The following is a 12,939-nucleotide window of genomic DNA, read 5'->3' as shown; positions in this document are numbered from 1 at the left end:
GCAGGTGTGGTCTACAGGCGCTGGGCCAGCCAGTCCCGCAAAAGCGGGAAGACCTGGTTCCACAGGGCGATGCCGTGCTTGCGGCCCGGGAGCACGACCAGGTGTGAGTCGACGCCGACGCGATGGGCGGCGCGCTGGAACGCCTCGGCCTGCTCCGGCCCCCAGGACTTCTCCTTCGCGGAGTGGAACAGCAGTGACGGTGGGTCAGTTCGGTCGAGTTGGTTGAGCGCCGAGGCGGCCCGGTACTCGTCGGGACACTCCGTCGGCAGGCAGCGGAGCAGCAGGTTGGGGACCACGCCGCTGCTGTAAGCCGGGTTGGCACCGACCATGTAGAAGGGGTCGAGGAGCCCGGACAGAGTGACGAGCCCGCGGAATCGGTTCGGGCCGGTGCCCGCCGTGGCCACACTCGCCGCGATCTGCCCACCGGCCGAGCTGCCGACCAGAACCATGCGCTTCGGGTCGACGTTCAGCCGCGACGCGTTCTTCCGCACGTACGCGATCGCCGCCTCGACGTCCGCGCGCTGCTGGTCCGCCGTTCCGTGCTGGGCGAGGCGGTAGTTCACCGACACCGCCACGTAGCCGAGCTGCGTGAGCTGCACCGCCTGCTTCTCCAGGTCCGTCCGGTCGCCCTTGACCCAGCCCCCGCCGTGGACGAGGACGATCGTCGGCGTCGCCTGCCCGGTCCGGCCGCGCAACGCACGAGGCGTGTAGACGTCGAGCGTGCGCGCGTTGCCGTACTCCTCCGAGACGACGTGGGTCTTCACCCGCACGCCGGCCCTGGACGCGATCAGCCCGAAGTCGGGCGGAGTGGTGACGGGCGGGAGCGGGAGCGGCTCGGGAGCCGCGTCGAGGTCGGAGTCGGTGGAGTCGGTGGAGTCGGTGGGACCGGTGGAGGTCTGGCTCGCGACCGTCTCGGCCACGACCACCTGCCCGGGCGCAGTCTCACCCGCGGCGGCCGGAGAGTCGTCCGACCCGACCAGAAGCGACAGCGCCGTCGCCAGCGCGATGACGGCCACCCAGGCCTGACGCAGTCCTGCTGTCGTGCCCACCCCTGAACACCCCCGCCGTCATGGTGGCGGGCGGTGCGCGCAATCGTCCCGCTTTCGCGGGCACATCAGCCGAACGGACCCGGGAGATGTCCGGCGTATCGGGACATCTGCGCTCAGCGGTCCTGAGTCCCCAGCCGTTCGAAGAGCCACTTCTTCAGGGTCGGGAAGATCTTCCACCACGCGTCGATCCCGTGGGTTCGGCCCGGCAGCACGACGAGCCTCGCCGGGACGCCGACGCGCTTGGCCTTCTTCACGAACTGCTGCGCCTGCTCGGGCCCCCACCACACCTCACGCTCCGAGTGGAACATCAGGGTCGGCGGGTCCTTCTTGTCCAGGTGGTGGATCGCCGTCGCGGACTTGTACTTGTCCAGGCAGGTGATCGGCAGGCATCGCAGCAACATCGTCGGGATGACCGCGTTGGAGTAACCGGGGTTGTTCCGCGCCATGTAGAGCGGGTTCACCAGCCCGGAAAGCGTGACCAGGCCACGGAACCGCTTCCGACCCGCGCCGCTCGTGGCGACGGCGGCCGCGATCTGCCCCCCGGCGGACGAGCCGAGCAGGACGGTCCGCTTGTTGTCGACGTTGAGCTTCTTCGCGTTCTGCCGGACGAACTTGATGGCGGCGTTGACGTCGTTGCGCTGCGCCGACCACGGAGCCTCGGTCGCGAGCCGGTAGTTCACGGAGACGACGACGAACCCGAGCTGCGCGAGCTCCACCGCGTGTTCCTCGAGGTCCGTGCGGTCGCCCTTCTGCCACGCGCCGCCGTGCACCAGAATCACGGTCCGGACCTGGCGACCCGTCTTGTTGCGGAACTTGCGGGGTGTGTAGACGTCGAGGGTGCGGGCATTGCCGAACCCCTCGGAGACGACGTAGGTCTTCAGGCCGACGCCGGTCCGCGCCGCGACCTGGCCGAAGTCCTCCGCCTGCATCACGATCATCGGCGCCTTCGTCGAGTCGCCGGCGAACCCGGACTCGGGAGTACCCGGGGTCTCCCCGGTCGGGACCTCCTCCGACCCGTACGTCGGCCGGGGGTCCGCCGCAGGTCCGGCCGTCGCGGAGGTGTGCACCGCGGACACCGACAACGCCGCGGTCAGGGTGACCGCAGCGAGCCGAACCGGACCCGGGCGAAACGTCGACACACCGCACATCCTGCCCGATCCGGCGGCGGACGGCCCCGGATCCGGCAGCTTCGCCCGCCGTTCGCCCGGCGTTCGCCCGTCGTCCGGAGCCGCCTTCTCAGCGGCTTCGCAGGTTTCCGGCCACCTTTTCAGCGGAAGCATGATCACTTCGCCGCATTCGGCACCTACCATCGCCGCGTGTCCCGGATCGGCTTCGGCCTCCTCGCCGCCGTCACAGCGTTCGGTGCCCTCACTGTCGGTCCCGCCACCATCAACGCCGCCCCGGCGCGGGCGGGCAACCAACCGGTGCGGCTGCTGCTGACCGGCGACTCGATCACCCACGGCAGCCACGGGGACTACACCTGGCGCTACCGGCTCGCCCAGGAGTTCCGGCTCCAGGCCAAGCCGTTCGACTTCGTCGGGTCGTGGACCTCGCCGTACAAGCCGATCGAGTTCGCGGCCGCGGCCTACGCCGACCCCGCCTTCGACCAGGACCACTTCTCGCGCGCCGGCTGGCAGCTGCGGGAAATGGTCGGGGCGATCGGGGCCGAGGTCGGCCGGCACCAGCCCGACGTCATCGTCCTCGAGGCGGGGATCAACGACCTGCGCCACGGCCAGACGGCCGACCAGATCGAGTCCTCGCTGCGCGCCTGGGTGAAGCAGGTGCGGGCGGCCAAGCGCGACGTGCGCATCGTGATCTCGCCGCTGCTGCCCGCCGACCGCGTCGCCGACCGCGACCGGATCAACGCCGGCGTCGCGGACTACAACGCCCGGCTCCCCCGCCTCGCCACCCGGCTCTCCACCCGCCGATCGCCGGTCACCGTCGCACGGACGAACCAGGGCTGGTCGCCGGCGGAGCACACCTGGGACGGCCTGCACCCGACGCCGGCCAGCGAGGGCCTGATCGCGCGCCGGATCGCCGAGGAGCTCGCCCGCGTCGGGGTCCTGCCGACGGATCCGCAGATTCCGATCGCCACCCGGTGGACCTTCACCCAGCGGCCGGAGGTGACGCTCGCCGGCCGCACGGTCACCGTCCGATGGTCCCCGCAGGCCGTCACCAGCGCTTCCGTCCAGGTCCGGCGCATCGACGCCCCGGCGCCGGTGGTCACGAAGGAACGAGGCCAGTCGGCGCAGTTCGCGCTGGAGCGCGGCGGCGTCTACGACGTCCGCCTGCGACTGGTGCGCGGCACGATGACCGGGCCGTGGGGTCAAGCGGTGACGGTCGAGGTCCCGTCCGTCAGTTCAGCGCCGCGACTCCCGCGTTGAGGTAGGTGGCGAACAGCGTCCACGCCAGGTAGGGCACGAGCAGCAGCGCGGCCGTCCGGCTGTGCCGGCGGAAGGCCCCCGCGGTGGCGAGGATCGCGAGGTCCAGGGCCAACACGATCACGAGGCCCACGAACAGTCGCTCCGCACCGAAGAACACCGGCGTCCAGGCGGCGTTGAGCGCGAGCTGGACGGCGTAGAGGCCGAGGGCGGTGCGGGCCCCGGTGAAGCCGCTCGACCGCCAGACCAACCAGGCGGCGACGGCCATCGAGGTGTAGAGGATCGACCAGACCGGCCCGAACAGCCAGCCCGGCGGCGTCGCCGGCGGCTTGTCCGCCTCGGCGTACCAGCCGTCGGTCTCCCCCGCGTTGATCAACGCGCCGGAGACGGCCACGGCCGCGACCAGGAGCAGGGACAGCACGAGCACGCCGAGGTCGAGGCCGGCCCGCCGGCCGGCGGGCGGGGGCGCCGTCGAGGTCACCTGGGCAGTGGAGGCCATGGCCCTCCCCTTCCCCGAACCGGCCCCGACCCACCCGCGGCGGGGCCGGCAACGAAGAATGAGAGCCACGACACCGCGAGGAGGGTTCATGACCGCCCTGACCGACTTCACCGCCCGCACCCTCGACGGCGAGGACAAGTCCCTCGCCGACTACGCCGGGCAGGTCGTGCTCGTCGTGAACACCGCCTCCAAGTGCGGGTTCACACCGCAGTACGCCGGGCTCCAGGAACTCCACGAGGCCTACGGGCCGCAGGGTCTGGTGATCCTGGGATTTCCCTGTAACCAGTTCGGCCACCAGGAGCCGGGCGACTCCACCGAGATCGGCGAGTTCTGCTCGCGCAACTACGGCGTCACCTTCCAGATGATGGAGAAGGTCGCCGTCAACGGCTCCGACGCCCACCCGCTCTTCGACTGGCTGCGCAAGCAGAAGGGCGGCCTGCTCGGCGAGAAGATCAAGTGGAACTTCACGAAGTTCCTCGTCGGCCGGGACGGGCAGGTGGTCGAGCGCTACGGCCCGACCACCAAGCCCGAGAAGCTGACGGCCGACATCGAGAAGGCCCTCGCCGGCTGACGCCGCCTCAGCGGCTCGATGCCCGCACGTACTGACGCACCGACAGGGGCGCGAAGATCGCGACGATCGCCACCGACCACAGCAGGGTGTAGATCACCGGGTTCTCCATGGCCCAGCTGTCCGGCGTGACGACGTCGGGCGCCGTGTTGCCGAACAGCTCGCGGCACGCCTGCGCGACCGTCGACACCGGATTCCACTCGACGAATGTGCGCAGCGGGCCGTCGAACGACTCGGTCGGCACGAACACGTTCGAGACGAACGTCAGCGGCATGATCACGATGAACGAGGCGTTGTTGACGACCTCGGGGCTCGGCACCAGCAGCCCGACCCAGCCCATCACCCAGCTGATCGCGTAGGCGAACACGAGCAGGACTCCGAACGCCAGCGCCGCGTCGAGGATGCCGTCGCGGATCCGCCAGCCGACGAGCAGACCTGTCAGCGCCATGATCGCCAGCGACAGGACGTTGTAGATGACGTCCGACGCCGTCCGCCCGACCAGCACCGCGGACCGCGACATCGGCAGCGACCGGAAGCGGTCGATGATGCCCTTCTGCATGTCCTCGGCGAGACCGGCCCCGGTGAACGTCGCGCCGAACACGACGGTCTGGGCGAAGATCCCGGGGACCAGGAACTCCTTGTAGTCCACGTCGCCGGGCACGTCGATGGCGCCGCCGAAGACGTACGCGAACAGCAGCACGAACATGATCGGCGAGATCAGGACGAAGACCAGGATCTCCGGCACCCGCATGATCTTGATGACGTTGCGGCGGGCGACCACCCAGCCGTCGCGCGCGATGCGAACCGGGCCCGACGTCGTCGAGGTGGCAGTCACGACGCCACCCCCTCGGTCGCGGCATCGGCAGGAGGCTCCGCGGCGTGGCCGGTCAGCTCGAGGAAGACGTCGTCGAGGGTGGGACGCCGCAGCCCGATCTCGAGCACGTCGATGCCCGCGTACTCGAACTCGCGCAGCGCCTGCTGCAGCGAGCGGGCGCCGTCGTCGACGCGGGCGGCGAGACCGCGGCCGCTCTCGTCGACCTGCACCTCACCGCGCGCGACCTTGGCCAGCACGCGCTCCGCGTTCTCGCGGCGGGAGGAGTCGGCGAGGATCACCTCGATCCGCTCGCCGCCGGTCTGCGCCTTGAGCTGGTCGGCGGTGCCGCGCGCGATCGCCCTGCCGTGGTCGATGACGACGATCTCGTCGGCGAGGCGGTCGGCCTCCTCCAGGTACTGCGTCGTCAGCAGCAGCGTGGTGCCGGCGGCGACGAGTTCGCGGATGACGTCCCACAGCTGCAGCCGGCTGCGCACGTCGAGCCCGGTCGTGGGCTCGTCGAGGATCAGCAACGGCGGCGCCGCCACGATCGCGCCCGCGAGGTCGAGCCGGCGTCGCATGCCGCCGGAGTAGGTCTTCGTCGGCCGGTCGGCCGCCTCGGTCAGCCCGAACCGCTCGATCAGCTCCCGCGCCCGGGCCCGCGCCCGCGCGCGGCCGAGGTCGTAGAGCCGGCCGACCATTTCCAGGTTCTCGTAGCCGGTGAGGTGCTCGTCGACCGCGGCGTACTGCCCCGAGAGCCCGATCCGGGCGCGCACGCCCGCCGGGTCGGCGAGCACGTCGACGCCGGCGACCTGCGCCGTCCCGGCGTCGGGGACGAGCAGGGTGGTCAGCACCCGCACCGCCGTCGTCTTGCCCGCGCCGTTCGGCCCGAGCAGGGCGACGACCGAGCCCTCCTCCACCTGCAGGTCGAGCCCGCTGAGCGCCTCCACCGTCTTGTACCGCTTGACCAGGCCGGTTGCCCGGACCATGTCCGTCATGACTCTCCTGCCGTGTGGCCGGTCGGGGACCACGGGGTACCCAATCACGCCTCACCGACAGAACGGGAACCAATTTCCCCGGAACTACCGCCGGGCGTGGCGACCGCGGGGCCGGGAGCGGACCGCGCTGAGAGCTCCGCCCGCGACCAGCATCGTGAGGCCGGCTGCCCCGATCGGGACGATCCCGGCGGCTCCGGTGCTCGGGAGCACGGGGACGGCCATCTCGTCCGTCGGCGCGGGCACCTCGTCCGCGGCGTCCGGGGCCAGGGACTCCGGGAGCGCGGCGGACGGCGTGGGCGTCGGGGTGGGCGTCGGGGTCGGCGTCGGGTCCGGCATGGGGGTCGGGTCTGGACTGGGCGTCGGCGTCGGGTCCCCCGGCGTCGGCGTGGGGGTCGGCGTGGGGGTCGGCGTGGGGGTCGGCGTGGGGGTCGGCTCCGGGTCCGCCGGGCCGGCGTTCGGCCCGACGGTCGCGGAGGCCAGCTTGATCTCCGCGACCGACGGGGCGCCGGGCAGCACGGCGACGCGCAGCGCGGACTGGGTGAACCGGCCGTCCGCGGTCTCCTGGACGTTGGCCTGCAGTCCGAGCACGCCCGGCAGCAGGTTCGCGAGAGTGTCGTCGAGCAACGGGTTGAGGCCCGCGACCGCGCTGGTGATCGCGCCGGTCACCAGGTTCACGACCGGTGTCACGACCGAGAGCAACGTGCCGGCCTCGATCGGCAGGCCCAGCACCGTGACCGTCAGGTTCTCCAGCGACCCGGTGATGTCCGCGAGCAGGTCGTTGAGGATCCCGGTGATCGTCGGCAGCAGCTGCGTGGTGAGCGTGGCGGTGATCAGCGGCAGCAGCTCGGTGTTCGGGGCGAGAGAGTCCAGATCGGGGCCGGCGAGGTCGACGAGGTGCCCGACGTCCAGACTGATCCGGCCCTCGAGCAGGTTGATGTCCAACGAGCCGTCGTTGCTGGTGACAGTGCCGAGAGCGTCGACGAGGTCGACGAGCGTGGGCAGGCCGCTGATCTCGACGATGCCGAGGTCCAGCGGATCGAGCAGGAGGTTGAGCGTGTCGACGATCGCGTTCACCGGCACCTGCAGCCCGGCGAGAGTGGTTCGCAGCGCACCGAGGATGTCCGCGACGGCCGGGCTGCGGAGGTCGAGGCTGATGTCCGCGATGTCGTAGGTGCCGGACTGCGCGCCGCCCGCCCCCGCGGCCTGCACGGCCCGGGCGGCGATCGAGGAGATGTTCAGGCCGAGTTCGCTGATCAGGCCGGTGTCGCCGCTGCCGAGCAGACCGCTCAGGTTCAGGGCGGCGTTCGCGAGCGGCACCCCCGCGCCGCCGACGGCGATGGCGCCGGAGTCGGTGACCGCGCCGGCGGCGGCCAGGGCGCTGCCGTCGGCGTTCGCCTCGGCGTACTGCCCGACCGCGCCGAGCGTCAGGATCGGGTTCGACCCCAGCAGGTTGACCGGGCCGAGGGAGATGGGGATGGAGTTGAGCAGGTCGAGGTCGAGCGGGTTGGCCTGGAACACCTGCGCGACCGACCCGACGTTCGTCGCGCCGGCCGGGAGGACCGCGAGCAGGCTGTCCAGGTTCGTCCCGAGGACGCTGCCGGACAGGAATCGCCCCTGGGCCTGGGCGACCGGGTCGTCGGCCGTCGCCGGCTCCGCGGTGAGCAGCAGCCCTGCCGCCGAGAGTCCCGTGGCGGTCGTCAGCGCCACGGCGCGCCGGCCCGCCCCGACGCGTGCGGGCGACCGGCGGTGCGCCCCGCGCCGGCGGGTGGTCGTCGTCCTGCGCTGTGCAGCCATCCGTGGCTCCCCATGCGTTGTCCCGTCCTCAGACCCCCATCGGTCGGGGGCCGGTCGACCTGACGAAAGCGACCGGACTCGCAGGGATGGGAAACCTCACCTCACTGCCGCGGGATCGGCCCCGGGTCGGCCCCGGGTCAGTAGCCGAAGTCCTGGACCCAGTAGTTGCCGTTCGCGTTGTGGCCGACGCCGATCTGGCGGAACTTGCAGTTGAGGATGTTCGCGCGGTGGCCCGGCGACTTCAGCCAGGCGGTCATGACCCGCTCGGTCGAGGTGTGGCCCCGCGCGATGTTCTCCCCGCCCGGCTTCTTGAACCCGGCCTTCTTGATCCGCGTGATCCACGAGCGGCCGTTGGCGCTGGTGTGGCTGAACAGATTCGTGCGCACCATGTCGTCGGCGTGGCGCTGGGCGGCCGTCGTCAGCTGCGAGGAGACCTTCAGCGGCTTGCAGCCGGCCTTGGCGCGGGCGGCGTTCACCGAGGCGACGACGTCGGTGCGCAGCTCGGCGCGGGTGGAGCCGCTCACCGACGCGGCCTCGGCCGAGCTGGCCGTCAGCGCCGGCGTGAGCGCGGTCAGGGTGAGGACCGCCGCGGCAGCGCCGGTGCGGGCCAGAGACAAGCGGGCGTGCGACATGAAGGGTCTCCTGAAGGAAGGCGTGAGGTGTCTCGGACCCGCTCATCGAGTGGCCGCTGCGGTTCCCGTGATCCGCTGCGGTGCCGCGGAGGGCGCGAGGCGCCGTGTGTTCCGCGTTGCGTTGTCCGACGCTGTGAATGTCGGACATGGACCGGTCCGTCTTGAGGGTCCGTGACCCGCGTCTCGCCGCCACGCCGACCAATCACCCGTTCGGACGATCCCAGGCCGAATCGTCCGAACCGGGCCTAAAGACCCAGGCCGCGGCGACCGAGGTTGTCCATGATCAGAGTGATCTGACGGCTATTCAGACGCTGTCAGCTTCGATGCCCGCGATCCCTTGGAGTGATCAGTGAACATCCAGCGGGCGCAGGGGGCCGGACGCCGGCTGCTCGAACTGACGTTGCTGGTGACCGCGACGGCGATCCTGCTGCGCCCCGAGGTGGCACCCGCGACCGCGAACGCCGGCCCCCGCGTCCAACTCGCGCCTCTGACCCTCGACCTCGCGGACGAGCACTACGTCCAACTCTCGCTGGACCTCGAAGGAGCTACCGGTCTCACACCGGCCGAGATCGACCGCACGCAGGCCCTCGACGTCGCCATCGCCGAACTCGCGCCGCGCACCGGTGCCGATCTCGACACCGCGGAGGAACGAGCGGACGCCAAGGCCGACCTCACCTCCGCGATCCTCGCGGCCTACGACGGCCGGATCGCCGAGGTCCACGTCGCGGAGTTCCTCGCCCACTGACCGAGCCGCCACGGACTCCGGATCGGCGGCGGTCACTCAGAGCCCGGGGATGCGCGCCAGGCGGACGTCGTCGAGCAGCGCGAGCAGACGACCGACCTGGATCGGCTTCGTGAAGTAGTCCGCCGCGCCGAGGGCGACGATTCGCTCCGCGCGGCCCGGGGTGGCGTCGGCGCTGACCACGACGACCGGCACCGCGGCTGTGCTCGGCTCGGCCCGCAGTCGCATCAGGACGTCCTCGCCCCGCAGGTCGGGCAGATGGAGGTCGAGCAGGACCAGGTCCGGCGGGTCGGCGATCGCGAGATCGAGCCCGAGCTGCCCCTGTCCGGCCGTGACGAGCCGCCAGCCCGGCCGCCGGCTCACGATCTCCTGCAGCAGGCGGACGTTCGCCGGGTTGTCCTCGACGGCGAGCACGACCAGCGTCGACTCCTCGCTCGCGCGGGCCGCCGGCAGTCGGATCTCCCCCGTCGGCCGGTCGACCGCCGTCGTCGGCGCCGTGGCCGACGGCAGCACGAGCCGGAAGGTGCTCCCCGCACCCCGCTCGGACTCCACCTCGATGCGGCCCTCCATCGCCGACGCGAGGCGCTGCGACAGCGCGAGCCCGACGCCGGTGCCCTCGATCTCGCTGTTCGTCGCGCCCAGCCGTTCGAAGGGGGTGAAGAGTCGCACGAGATCCTCCGCCGCGATGCCGACGCCGTTGTCGGTCACCTCGATCGCGGTCGTGGGATCACCGGCGTGGCACCGCACGACGACGAATCCGCCCGGCCGGTTGTACTTCACCGCGTTCGAGACGAGGTTCAGCACGATCTGCTTGGTGCGCTGCCGGTCGGCGAGCACATACCCGGAACCGCGGACCACGGCGGAGACGTCGAGTGCGACCCCGTGGTCGGCGGCGAGCGGCGCCATCAGCTCGACCACCTCCCCGACCACGTCGGAGACGCGCACCGGCTCCAGCGAGAGCGTCAACTGCCCCGCCTCGATCCGCGAGATGTCGAGCACCTCGTTGATGAGATCGAGCAGATGAGCGCCGGCCCGCCGGATCTGACGGGCACTCTCCTTCTCACCCTCGGGCAGGTCCATCTCCAGCAGCTGCGCGAAACCGAGCACCGCGTTCAACGGCGTACGCAGTTCATGGCTCATGCGCGAGAGGAACTCGCTCTTCGCCTGATTGGCCTCCTCCGCCGCCACCCGGGCCGCCTGCGCCTCGGACTTCCACAGCTGCCAGCGGGACGCGACGTCGGTCAGCCGGCGCGAGACCACGCCGATCTCGTCCCGGCCCGGGTCGACGAAGTTGGGGACCTCCCCCTCGCGCAGGCCGTCGGTCCGTGCGACGACGCGTTCCAGACGACGCGTCACTCCTACGGTGAACGCGAGCATCGCCGCGACCCCGCCCGCGATCCCGAGGCCGAGCGCGACGATCGTGATGACCGTCCCGCGGTCGACCCACGCATCCTCGGACCGCAACCGGTCGGCGAGCAACCGGTCCTCGGTCCGCCAGACGTCGGACAGCAACTCGCGGAGCTCGTCGGTCGACGCCTTCTGGCGGTCGATCCAGGCGCGCACGAACTGGGCGTCGGTGTTGCGTCGCGGTGGTGCGCGCAGCTGGTAGCCGTCGTCGAGCAGGACGCGGATGCGCGCCAGGCGGGCCGCCTGCTCCGGGGTGTCGCCGACCAGCGCGGTCAGGTTGTCGAGCACCTGCGGCAGACGTTCCTGCGCCGTCCTCGTCGGGGCCAGGTACTGGCGGTCGCCGGTGGCGAGGTAACCCCGGATGCCGGTCTCGCCGTCGATCACCAGCCGGTAGGCCTGGGCGAGCTCGTCCTGCGCCTGGCGGGTCTCGTCCACCCGGTCCTGCGACCGTTCGGTCTGCGAGAGGACGGACAGGAACACGACGGCGGCGCCGACGAACGCGAGCAGCGGCAGGGCGAGGACGAGTACGCCTTTCGTACGGAGGGAGCGGTTCGACCACCACCGACCGAAGGCACTGCGCTGACGGTCCGTCATCTGCAGGTCATCCCGGCGCTCGGCCCGGCGCGCCGTCGCCGTGGCAGAAGCGCAGCACCTCGTCCAGCGGCAGCGGTCGCGCGATCAGGTAGCCCTGCGCCCACGGCACGGCGAGGTCACGCAGCGAATCCAGTTCGGCGGCGGTCTCCACCCCTTCGGCGAGGACCCCCGAGCCGGTGTCGCTCCCGAACTGGACTAGCGCGCTGGCCAGGGCCCGGCGCGCCGGGTCCCGGTCGACGCCGCGGGTGAGCGACAGGTCGAGCTTGACGACGTCGGGCGCGAGCGCGACCAGATGCTGCAGCCCCGCGTACCCGGCGCCGGTGTCGTCGACCGCGAGCCGAGCGCCGCCCTTGCGCAGCGGTTCGACCGCGGCGTTCAACGCGTCGTAGTCCTCGACCGGCACCTGCTCGGTGAGCTCGAGGACCAGCCGGTCCAGCACCGGTTCCGTCAGGGCCGCCAACCGGTGCGAGCGGTCGAGCAGGACCGACGGCGTCAGGTTGACCCCGAGGAGGACGCCGGGCGGGAGGGAGTCGAGCGCGGTCAGCGCCTGCTCGATCGCCAACAACTGCAGTTCCACACCCAGGCCCACGCGGTCGGCCTCGGCGAACCAGACGTCGGGGGTCCGCGCGAGTTCGCCGGAGAACCGCGCCAGGGCCTCGACCCCGACGACGCGGCCGGTCTGCACGTCGGCGACCGGTTGATAGACGACATTCAGGGCCCGCTCGTCGAGGACCCGGCGGATCCGCGCCTCCTGCTGCGAGCGCTCACCCCGCTCGGCCTCGGTGTGAGCACGCTGCTCGTCGACCTTCGAGCGCAGCCAGCGGTTGTGCAGCCGCAGTTGTTTCTGCAGGGCGTTCGTCTGCAGGAGGTTGCGGACGCGGAGCACCACCTCGGTCGCGTCGAAGGGCTTGGTGACGAAGTCGTGGGCGCCGGAGGCGAGCGCACGCCGCATCGCCTCGGCGCTGACGTCCGCCGTGAGCACCAGCGCGGGCAGGTAGGAGCCGGCGGCCCGTTCGACGATCCGCTCCAGGACGGCGTAGCCGTCGAGGTGGGGCATGTGCAGGTCGACCAGCGCGAGGTCGGGGCGCTGCGCGAGGCCGGCGACGGCCTCGCGGGAGTCCGTGTAGGTGCGCACGTTCCGCAGGCCGGCGCGCTCCAGGATCGCCGACAGCAGCGCGACGTTCGCCCGGTTGTCGTCGACGACCAGGACGTCCGCCTCCGCGAACCGCTCCAACACGATGAACCCCGCCCCCTTTGTCGCTGCCGCCTCTTCCCTGAGGGACGGTGCGAGAACAGCCTCCCCGCTTCCCTCACTGACCGCAGCCGCACAACTACTATCTGTACGTTATCCCGATCACATCCGGACGAATCCTGCGATGGGCGGATTCGCCAATCTTCGTCCCGGCCTCGCCCGGCCCGATCGGGTGCAAGATCGCGGAAGTCCGTGCGCCGGACCCGCGCTTT

General features: G+C 71.5%; 12 protein-coding genes. 3 read left to right on the top strand and 9 right to left on the bottom strand.

Annotation, left to right across the window (positions count from 1 at the left end):
• Positions 1–11: 11 nt before the first annotated feature.
• Positions 12–1,049 carry an alpha/beta hydrolase gene (locus SPOPO_RS32915; protein ID WP_245541719.1) on the bottom strand — a complete coding sequence of 346 codons (1,038 nt, stop codon included), beginning with the start codon at positions 1,047–1,049 and terminating at the stop codon, positions 12–14.
• 113 nt (positions 1,050–1,162) lie between these two features.
• Positions 1,163–2,197: an alpha/beta fold hydrolase gene (locus SPOPO_RS32910; RefSeq protein ID WP_425424138.1), complete on the bottom strand. Its 1,035-nt coding sequence runs from the start codon at positions 2,195–2,197 to the stop codon at positions 1,163–1,165.
• A 168-nt stretch (positions 2,198–2,365) separates the two neighbouring features.
• On the opposite strand from SPOPO_RS32910, the gene SPOPO_RS0115670 reads away from it, so the two are divergent.
• Positions 2,366–3,433 (top strand): GDSL-type esterase/lipase family protein, encoded by a 1,068-nt coding sequence (locus SPOPO_RS0115670; RefSeq protein ID WP_019875811.1) that lies wholly within the window; start codon positions 2,366–2,368, stop codon positions 3,431–3,433.
• On the opposite strand, the gene SPOPO_RS0115665 is transcribed toward SPOPO_RS0115670, so the two are convergent.
• Complete coding sequence (locus SPOPO_RS0115665) at positions 3,405–3,929, bottom strand: TspO/MBR family protein (RefSeq protein ID WP_019875810.1); 525 nt, start codon at positions 3,927–3,929, stop codon at positions 3,405–3,407. The genes SPOPO_RS0115670 and SPOPO_RS0115665 overlap by 29 nt on opposite strands.
• A gap of 88 nt (positions 3,930–4,017) precedes the next feature.
• Here SPOPO_RS0115665 and SPOPO_RS0115660 point away from each other — a divergent pair, with 88 nt between their 5' ends.
• The gene (locus SPOPO_RS0115660; protein ID WP_019875809.1) at positions 4,018–4,500 is read left to right on the top strand and encodes a glutathione peroxidase; all 483 of its coding nucleotides are present in this window, start codon (positions 4,018–4,020) and stop codon (positions 4,498–4,500) included.
• 7 nt (positions 4,501–4,507) lie between these two features.
• On the opposite strand, the gene SPOPO_RS0115655 is transcribed toward SPOPO_RS0115660, so the two are convergent.
• From SPOPO_RS0115655 to SPOPO_RS0115640, 4 genes are all read right to left on the bottom strand, one after another.
• Positions 4,508–5,332 (bottom strand): ABC transporter permease, encoded by an 825-nt coding sequence (locus SPOPO_RS0115655; protein WP_019875808.1) that lies wholly within the window; start codon positions 5,330–5,332, stop codon positions 4,508–4,510.
• Entirely contained in the window at positions 5,329–6,306 is a 978-nt protein-coding gene (locus SPOPO_RS0115650; protein WP_019875807.1) for a daunorubicin resistance protein DrrA family ABC transporter ATP-binding protein, read from the bottom strand. The genes SPOPO_RS0115655 and SPOPO_RS0115650 overlap by 4 nt, the downstream gene beginning before the upstream one ends.
• An 84-nt stretch (positions 6,307–6,390) precedes the next feature.
• Positions 6,391–8,100 carry a choice-of-anchor G family protein gene (locus tag SPOPO_RS34395; RefSeq protein ID WP_156869921.1) on the bottom strand — a complete coding sequence of 570 codons (1,710 nt, stop codon included), beginning with the start codon at positions 8,098–8,100 and terminating at the stop codon, positions 6,391–6,393.
• A gap of 137 nt (positions 8,101–8,237) precedes the next feature.
• Positions 8,238–8,732, bottom strand: coding sequence for a CAP domain-containing protein (locus SPOPO_RS0115640; protein WP_019875805.1), 495 nt, complete (start codon positions 8,730–8,732; stop codon positions 8,238–8,240).
• 349 nt (positions 8,733–9,081) lie between these two features.
• Between SPOPO_RS0115640 and SPOPO_RS0115635 the strand changes: the two genes are divergently transcribed.
• Positions 9,082–9,477, top strand: coding sequence for a flagellar basal body-associated FliL family protein (locus SPOPO_RS0115635; protein WP_019875803.1), 396 nt, complete (start codon positions 9,082–9,084; stop codon positions 9,475–9,477).
• A 36-nt stretch (positions 9,478–9,513) separates the two neighbouring features.
• On the opposite strand, the gene SPOPO_RS0115630 is transcribed toward SPOPO_RS0115635, so the two are convergent.
• Both SPOPO_RS0115630 and SPOPO_RS29850 read right to left on the bottom strand, forming a co-directional pair.
• Positions 9,514–11,475, bottom strand: coding sequence for an ATP-binding protein (locus SPOPO_RS0115630; RefSeq protein ID WP_019875802.1), 1,962 nt, complete (start codon positions 11,473–11,475; stop codon positions 9,514–9,516).
• A gap of 7 nt (positions 11,476–11,482) precedes the next feature.
• Positions 11,483–12,712: an EAL domain-containing protein gene (locus SPOPO_RS29850; protein ID WP_019875801.1), complete on the bottom strand. Its 1,230-nt coding sequence runs from the start codon at positions 12,710–12,712 to the stop codon at positions 11,483–11,485.
• Positions 12,713–12,939: the final 227 nt, after the last annotated feature.

Source organism: Sporichthya polymorpha DSM 43042, from assembly GCF_000384115.1.
GTDB lineage: Bacteria > Actinomycetota > Actinomycetes > Sporichthyales > Sporichthyaceae > Sporichthya > Sporichthya polymorpha.
The sequence above is the reverse complement of the archived record's forward strand: the minus strand, read 5'-3'. Positions and strand labels throughout refer to the sequence as shown.